Annotated in this window: 7 protein-coding genes and 1 pseudogene; 4 read left to right on the top strand and 4 right to left on the bottom strand. The window is 59.8% G+C overall.

The window, feature by feature from the left end; genetic code table 11:
* Positions 1-1,096 precede the first annotated feature (1,096 nt).
* Positions 1,097-1,348 (bottom strand): tyrosine-type recombinase/integrase, encoded by a 252-nt coding sequence (locus IAG25_RS39655; RefSeq protein ID WP_187609715.1) that lies wholly within the window; start codon positions 1,346-1,348, stop codon positions 1,097-1,099.
* Between the two features lie 99 nt (positions 1,349-1,447).
* Entirely contained in the window at positions 1,448-2,062 is a 615-nt protein-coding gene (locus IAG25_RS39650; RefSeq protein ID WP_187609713.1) for a TetR/AcrR family transcriptional regulator, read from the bottom strand.
* A gap of 127 nt (positions 2,063-2,189) precedes the next feature.
* Between IAG25_RS39650 and IAG25_RS39645 the strand changes: the two genes are divergently transcribed.
* A complete protein-coding gene (locus IAG25_RS39645) occupies positions 2,190-3,164 on the top strand; it encodes an SDR family NAD(P)-dependent oxidoreductase (protein WP_187609712.1) in 975 nt (324 codons plus the stop codon).
* Between the two features lie 418 nt (positions 3,165-3,582).
* Here the strand turns inward: IAG25_RS39645 and IAG25_RS39640 are convergent, their stop codons facing one another.
* Complete coding sequence (locus tag IAG25_RS39640) at positions 3,583-4,176, bottom strand: TetR/AcrR family transcriptional regulator (RefSeq protein WP_187609711.1); 594 nt, start codon at positions 4,174-4,176, stop codon at positions 3,583-3,585.
* 156 nt (positions 4,177-4,332) lie between these two features.
* On the opposite strand from IAG25_RS39640, the gene IAG25_RS39635 reads away from it, so the two are divergent.
* From IAG25_RS39635 to IAG25_RS39625, 3 genes and pseudogenes are all read left to right on the top strand, one after another.
* The gene (locus IAG25_RS39635; RefSeq protein WP_187609710.1) at positions 4,333-5,085 is read left to right on the top strand and encodes an SDR family NAD(P)-dependent oxidoreductase; all 753 of its coding nucleotides are present in this window, start codon (positions 4,333-4,335) and stop codon (positions 5,083-5,085) included.
* Between the two features lie 197 nt (positions 5,086-5,282).
* Positions 5,283-5,694 (top strand): annotated as a pseudogene (locus IAG25_RS39630) (nuclear transport factor 2 family protein).
* A gap of 103 nt (positions 5,695-5,797) precedes the next feature.
* Positions 5,798-6,430 (top strand): class I SAM-dependent methyltransferase, encoded by a 633-nt coding sequence (locus IAG25_RS39625; protein ID WP_187609709.1) that lies wholly within the window; start codon positions 5,798-5,800, stop codon positions 6,428-6,430.
* A 528-nt stretch (positions 6,431-6,958) separates the two neighbouring features.
* Here the strand turns inward: IAG25_RS39625 and IAG25_RS39620 are convergent.
* Positions 6,959-8,092 carry a sensor histidine kinase gene (locus tag IAG25_RS39620; protein WP_187609708.1) on the bottom strand — a complete coding sequence of 378 codons (1,134 nt, stop codon included), beginning with the start codon at positions 8,090-8,092 and terminating at the stop codon, positions 6,959-6,961.
* Positions 8,093-8,128 lie beyond the last annotated feature (36 nt).

Below are 8,128 nucleotides of genomic sequence, written 5' to 3'. Positions count from 1 at the left end.
TTGGAAGTCTTTTTCTGGCTGCCGCCCGATGCGGACGACAGCCGACTGGTGAGCGTGTTCAGAGACGGGTTCGCCCGGATCGAAGCGGTCGCGCGACGAAAACTACGGGCCCGGCCAACGAGTGACGTCCGTCTGACAGAGACTGACTTTTCGAGTGGTTGATATTCTGCTCGTCATCTTGCAGACACACTTACGGTGCCGGCGGCCCGCAGTTCGAAGTCGCACGAGGACCTAGACGATTAGTTGCATCTCGCGGTAGGCGTGCGTCGATGCGAGCGTCGTGCGCGTTCCTCGACGAAGATGCCGACGGGATTGCTTGATCGCGAGATGTAGAAACGTCACCCGTCCAACCACTGTCGGCGCACCGGCGTCGCTGCCAATTCACACTTTCGACCCAATACGGACATTCACCAACTTCCTGCGATTTGACCGTTCTCAGAGTGCAGCGGTCGTTTATCTCGCCGAGTCCCGTTAGAGACAGCGCGATGAAATCGTCCGCTTCGGCCGGTCACTAGAAAAACGATCAAATCACAACGTGTGATCCACGCCGCCCCCCGGCGGGCGATGCTTTGCTGCGTCGTTGTATGTTGCTGCCGACGCCAAAACGAACTTGGTGCTGACGCGCTACCTTGCGGGTCTCGCTTCGCTCTCTGTTCGTCATAGGCGGCCACCCTTCGAATGCGCCCTCAATGCCCTTATGCCGCCCATCATGGCCGCTTGCCACTCAGCCGCGAGGTCGTGCGCCCCAACCGGCAGGGCAATGGGACACGTGCGCCGGTGAGTCCGAGCTTCTAATTTGCTCGGTTACGGCTTCACGAGTTCATCGACCCGTACCGTCGCATTGTTACCCGCCTCGTCTATTTTTAGGCTTGAGCCTCGCGTTGAAGGCGCCATGCTCCATTGTCATTAAAGCGTATGCATCTGCTGCCGTAGACGCACACCACGAGGGATACGTAGCGATGGCGCCCCGGGGGCGCGCTTATCCGCGCCCGCCCCATCGCGCCAAATGCTCACCATTGATTCGAGGCCTCGATAACCGTTCCGTTTCAGATATCCAGCTTGCTCACCTTTGTTCCTTCGAAGCTGAGATTTGCCATCAGACCGGAGTTCGTCTGCGAATCGTGAGGACGGCGTCTTCGAGGTCCACGTCATCAAGCTCGAGGTTTAGGGCTTCGCTGATACGCAGTCCGGTAACGCTGAGCAAGCCGATGAGGCAATGGAACACCCAGGGCCGCAGCGGCGTCGACGGCCACGCCACTGGCAACTCCAATGCCGCGTCCAGCAAGCGCCGTACTTCCGCCTCGGTGTATAGATGAGGTCTGGCTCGCGTAGACCGATGGGGCAACATGCCGACCGGCGGAATTTCTGTGCGGATGTCGGTGGCACTGCGATGGCGGGCAAAGCCGCGCACGAAGCAAAGGCGTCTGGCAAGGTTTCCGATAACCCGTCAGGAGCGCCCAGGCAGGAGAACTAGGTCGGTCGCTTCCTCAGCATCTTTGAGGAGCATCTTGCGCGGCGCGCCCATCTGCGCACGCATGGTTAGTCCACGCGCTAAATCTGTGACTTGGGTTGCGCGCGCGGAGACGGGAAAGTCAGGTGGGATTTCTCCGGCACTGATCCCGTCCCGAAAACGACGTTCCACCAGCGCCGCGCCGCCCGCGACCGCACACTGCAGGAATTGCTGAACCTCAGCGTCGTTTACGAGCGGGGCGACGCATATCATAAGGCAACCCCGGGCAGACCCTTTCTCGGTCGCACTTTCGACGGCGTACTTCAGAAAGCCCAAAATCGAGTCGCGAAGACCCTGTGGCGAGAGGAGTGCCTTGGCGGCTGATGCGCCCTTCCGTTCCGCGTACGCCTTAAGAACGCGCAAGAATATCGCCCGCTTGTCCCCAAAGACGGCATACAGACTCGGTCGTCCCACACCCATCCCGGTGACGAGATCGTCAATCGTCACTCCGTCGTAGCCTTTCGACCAGAACACCTGAATCGCCTTTTCCAGCGCCCCCGTTTCGTCGAAGCTGCGCGGTCGACCTACTGGCCTAGCGGCATTATGAATCATCTAGTTCAAAACTCCTTGACAGTTCCCTTCGCACCAATTTATAACCGAATAGTTCTAAATTATCAAACTGATCTTGGCCTTGCTGGGCCTTATGACTCGACCATCACCCTTCAACACGGAGACGCCCATGGAACATTCAATCGCGCTCGTCACCGGCACCACGTCAGGGGTCGGTTATGAGGCAGCCCGCTTGCTCGCCTCCAACGGCTACCGCGAAGTCTTCGTCACCGGGCGCAGCTTGGCCCGGGTTCAAGAAACCGCCGCTCAGCTCGCGGCTCAGACCACGAAACAGGTATTTACGCCGCTGGCGCTGGAGCTGGACGAGCCGACCAGCGTTCAATCCGCCCTCGCCGAGCTCGAAAGGCGAGGTCAGCCGATTGATTTTTTACTGCTCAATGCCGGAATGGTCCCAAGTAAGCGGCGCGTGATCACTGCGGCGGACGTCGAGGCTTCTCAAGCTCCGCTCATCGGCCATCACCAATTAACTGTCGGTTTGCTCCGCGCCAATCTGCTGAGCCCCAACGCGCGGATCGTTATCGCCAGCGCGGAACCCGCGCGAGGGGGCGTGCCCATGTTCAAGTACACCGACGTCGATGCACTCGCTGCCAAATACCACGGAGGCGACCTGACCGCTGCTATGGAAGCCCTGCTGCGCAACGGGCCTAACGTGAAGTATGTGCCCAACAATGCGTATGCCGACGCGAAGCTCATCGTTGCTTGGTGGGCTATCGCGCTCGCGCGTCGGCTGCCCTCAGGCATGGCCGTGTTCGCTGTCTCGCCCGGTGCGGCAACCGCCACCAATGTGGGGCGAAACGCTGGCTGGGCGGTGAAATATCTGATGATCCCAATCGTGAACCTCATTCCTGGCATGAATCAGACGCCGGAGACTGCGGCCCGTCGGTACCTTCAGGCGTCGGAGTTTGGAACCGACGTCTCAGGGCAATTCTTCGCCTCGGCTAAAGGGAAATTTACAGGCCCAATTGAGGCGCAGCGCCAGCCGCACCTCCTCGATGGCGCTAATCAAGAAGCCGCGTGGCAGGCGGTCGCCAATGTCTCTGGCGTCAACTGGTCGCACGCGGAATCCTTACGCGCGGTGTCCTGAAGGCACGCCGGTCGCGGCGAAATGGTCGCAGTTGCCAGAATCAGCGGGCGATTGGGTAGTTACATGATCGCCCAGGGAAGTTTCGTCGGCTGAAATCGCTGCTTCTCGCGTGTGGATCGAGAACTGGAAGCGGATGCTCCCGTGCCTCGTCGCCACGCGTGGCCTCTTACCTTAAACGATCACTAGCGGGATTGAGCGGTACCAATTCGAGCTGCTGACCTGGCATCAACTCCTGGCAAGCTTGCCGCAACCGAGGTCAAGGTGCGGGAGGCCCACGTCGACGATCATGTTTTCGCAGTGGTCCGCTATGAACTTGCGACGAATAGGCCCCGGCACGCGGCAATAGCTGGGGTCAACTGATCTTCAAGGACCTGGTCAAGGTCGACTAAGTTCCATCAATCTTCTAAGCCGATCTGATTCAGCGCATGGCCTTTTTGACATCTTTCTTTTTGACGTCGTTGCCGGGCCGTTTCGTCAGGATTGCGCTCGTAATCAGGTGAACTAGATGATCCGCCCGCGGCGAGAATGAAGGGAGATCGACAAGCCAGCCGAGCGCCGCCATCAGGCCGAACAAGTCGTCCCCATTCATATCGGCACGTGCCGCCCCTTCGGCTTGGGCACGCAGCAACAACCGTGCGCTCGCTGAGTGCACGGCTGCGCATGACGCGTAAAGCGCGGAGTCCGGATTGGTATGAGCTGCCGCCATCAGGGCAACAACGCCCCTGTAGCTTTGGGCAAATGCGATCCATTCGCGAAACCAGGACACGAGCGCTTCGTCAGGTGAAGTCGACGTTTCAAGTTCGCCTGCCTTCTGCGTCAGTTCATCCAGATTCGTACACAACAACGCTTCGAACAAGGCTTCTCGCGTCGGGAAGTGACGTAGCAATGTAGCCAACCCGACGCCAGCCCGGCGGGCGATATCTCGCATCGACGCGTCGACACCGTGCTCGGCGACAACGTCGTGCGCGACTGCAAGTAGATGGCTGTAATTTTTTTGGGCGTCTGCTCGCATAGGGTCCCTTGACAATCGGATCACTGATCCGTATATTTGGATCACTGATCCGGATATTGTGAATCAATATCTGGATCGGCGATCCAAATGATACAGCGCCTTTGTACCAGCGGGAACAGCGGCGCTCCCTGACACCCCAAACGAAAGGCGAACGTCATGAAGAAATTGGAAGGCAAGGTTGCAGTCGTCACGGGCGGAAGCAGCGGAATTGGTTTGGCCACGGCCAAGCGCCTCGTGGAAGAAGGTGCGCACGTCGTGATCACCGGGCGACGGGAGAAAGAGCTCCAGGAGGCCGCCGCCGCCATCAAGAGAAACGTTACGGCGGTCGTTGGCGACGTGTCGAGTTTGGAAGATCTGGACCGCCTCTTTGCTGTCGTGAAAGAGAAACATGGTCACATCGACATTCTTTTCGCGAACGCGGGCGCAGGGACAGTCGCGCCGCTCGCGTTAGCTAGTGAGGCCCATTTCGACCAGACCTTCGACGTGAACGTGAAGGGAATGTTCTTTACGGTGCAGAAGGCCCTTCCCTTTGTCAAAGACGGTGGCTCGATTATCCTGAACTCCTCGGTCGCAAACGTGAAGGGGCTTCCAGGATTTACTGCTTACGCCGCGAGCAAGGCGGCTGTGCGCAACTTCGCGCGCGGTTGGGCCCTGGAATTGAAAGACCGTAAGATCCGCGTGAATTGTGTGAGCCCCGGAGCAATCGACACCCCGGCCTTGACGACGACGACTGGCCTTACCGCTGAACAGGCTGAGCAAGCGGTCGCACAGTTCATCGCGCAGATCCCAATGGGCCGCAGGGGCATGCCTGAGGAACTTGCGGCCGCAGTCGCGTTCCTCGCCTCCGATGAAAGTTCTTACATCACCGGTATCGATCTTCCCGTCGATGGGGGCTGGGCGCAGGGCTGATTCCGGTGCGCTCCCGTGGCTGGTACGCAAGCCACGCCAGTCGTGGGACCACGTTTCTGCAATGCCGGCCGGCCTCTTGCCAGGGCGGTTGACCGACGTGATCGACGACAGGCCGATCGGGGCAACGGATAGTGACGGCGAGTTCTGATTTAGACACTTCGCGCGCGATCCGAACCGAGAGAAATGGAGAATTTCCGATGAGTACCGATAAGAACGTCCAGACCGTGAAGGACTTCTTCGCCGCGATCGTGCGCGGCGACCGGAAGGGTCTGCTGGCGCTGGCCGCCGAAGACATCGAGTGGATCATTCCGGGCGAGGACTGGCCGTTGGCCGGAACACGCCACGGACACGCGGGGCTGACGGATTTGCTTGAGACCGCATCCAAGTCGATAGACACGTCCGTGGAACCCCGGGAGTTCATAGCAAGGAGACAGGGTCCTTGTCGTCGGCTTCGCCAGGGGGATGATCAAAGCCACGAACAAGATGTTCGAGGACAACTGGATCTTCGCCATCACGGTCCGTGACGGCAGACTGACGAGCATCCGGGAGTACATCGACACACAAGCACTGGCGCGGGCTTCGCAGACGGACACGTCCGGGCCGGCGTAGCGCTGGCGATCTGCGGGCATCGGGGATAGACGGTGGATCAGCCGTGGATCGCCCCTTCGCATGCCGCGCGCTCGTCGACAGCCCAACCGTAAAGGAGATATCTATGTACGACCAATCCAGGCTATCCGAGTTGATCCGGTTCGCACGAGTCGATTCGGGCTCCACCGTCATCGACGTTTACCCGGGCGACGGCGACTGGACCCGTCTCTTCTCCGACATCGTGGGACCCGCAGGACGGGTCTACAGCTTCGTGCCGGCCGAAGTCGCCCACTTCAAGAACGATCCGGTCGGCCGCGTGCGGACGCTTGCAAAGGAGCCGGGTCGAGATAACGTGGAAGCCGTCTCGGCGGATATCATCGCGATGTCGGAGGTCACGCAACCAGCGGATGTCCTCTGGCTGCATCTGTTCTATCACGACCTCCACACACCGCTGATGCAGGCTAGGGGCGCGACGGCCGCCGACTTCAATCGAGTGGTCTACGAGCAACTCAAGCCCGGCGGGTACTACGTCATCGTGGACCACGCCGCCGCCGTCGGGCAGGGCAAGAGCGAGGCCCAGTCGCTGCATCGGATCGAGCCTGCGTCCGTTCGCGAGGAGGTGGAGGCAGCCGGCTTTGTACTGGACGCGGAAAGTACCATGCTCGCGAACAAGGACGATCCGCGCTCGATCAAGGTGTTCAATCCCGCAATCAAGGGCGAGACCGATCGCTTCGCCTATCGGTTCGTGAAGCCCTGACAGATCTCGGCGCCAACTTCATGTCGGCCTCCCCAACGGGTGCAAACTTGGGCGCGGCCGTATGGCCCTGAACTGGAACGCGCTCAAGCCGGAATTTGGCCGCGCGCGGGACTGAATGCCCGATCTCAAGGATATTGCGGAGCGTCTGATACCTCGCGATCCGCCAGAAGCTGCACGGCACGCTTTGCGTTGACGAGCCACAGGCGCTATCCTGCTACCCCCATCTGGGTCTCAAACGCGATGTCCCAGGCGTTTGCGCCAAGGTGCTGATCCAGCAATCAGCGGAACTGGAGGCCGTCCTTAGGCTGATATCGCGACGACCACGACTGGCGGTCGAATGTCAGCAGCCAACCAAGAAAGCGACGTTTAAGCGTCCGAGTCAAAGCTTTCACCAACGGCAGAAACTGGCCGGTCACATGACGGCCATCGGCAGCACGCGACCCACTGCTGACGTTGGACTGCGTGCTCTCCGCAAGTCAGCTTGTCGAGCACAGCGGCCATTCGCCTCCGATTGTCAGACCGCACAACTTAACGCGGAAGCGACTGAGAACGGGGGATCTGCACCGTAAAGCTCGTCTCACCTCCCGACGATTCGACCTGTATGGTGCCGTTGTGTGCATGTGCGATGCACCGGCAAATGTAAAGACCTAGGCCCATACTAGATGACGGTTGGCTCCGCCTGGGCGAAGAATCTGCCCGCGTCAATGGGTCAAAGAGCGTCGGCAGGGCGGTCGCCGGTATCGGCGTGCCTTCATTAGACACGACGAGAGTCACTTGCCGGTCGTCACCGAAAGCATTCACGCTTATTGCGCCTGAGCCGTGCTGGACTGCGTTCACGAGCAGGTTGACCAGCAATTGGTCGATACGAGCGCCGTCCCAATTTCCGGCAAGGTTGCCGGTCAGGCGAACCTCGATCGATGCGTCGGGATGCGAAGCGCGTACCTCGTCTGCCGCGTCGTTGCAGATGCGCTCCATATTCTGCGGCTTAAAATCGATCGGAAGCGCGTCGCCTAGGCGCGTACGCGTAAACACGAGGAGATCATCAATCATCCGCCTCATGCGCACGGCGCCGCGTTGCGCGAGTCCGACCGCTCTCACGCTGGATGACGACAACCCTTTGTCATGCAGGACCACCTCCGCCGAATTCAATACCGCACTCAGAGGAGAACGCAGGTCATGCGCGAGCACGCTGGTAAACAGGTCCCGGATGTGCTCGGTGCGTTGCGCGTACTGTCGGACCGATTCCGCGAGCATCTGGTCAATCGCCTCATTGAACCGAATCACCTCCCCAGACGCCACAGCGTCGTTCGGCGAAGTATTCTGCCATTGCCGCAGCACGCTGGCGCGTAGGGCTCGGTATTCCGCTACTACATCGTTGATGCCGTAGCCGTGCGCAAGACGATCGTCGGCGTGTTCGTGGGCGACCCTGTCGAAACCGGATTTTGGATCGCGCTGGCCGCCGCGCGACTTGGACCTCTGCTGCACATCGGTCTGCGGTTGACGCATGTCCGCCGCGATCTGGATCAGGATGTCTTGAGCCGAATCCCGCAATTGCGTCACGGTGAGATGGCTGTCCTTTAGTCCGATTGTGCCGGCATACTCCGCCCATTCGTCAACTAGAGCAGAAAGCTTAGCCTCAATAAAGTCCGATAAAAGGCTCATATATTCCCCAGTCGTTTGCGGACAGTGTGTCGTGCC

The organism is Caballeronia sp. EK, assembly GCF_014384845.1.
Lineage (GTDB): Bacteria > Pseudomonadota > Gammaproteobacteria > Burkholderiales > Burkholderiaceae > Caballeronia > Caballeronia jiangsuensis.
This window is presented reverse-complemented; position numbering and strand designations above follow the sequence as displayed.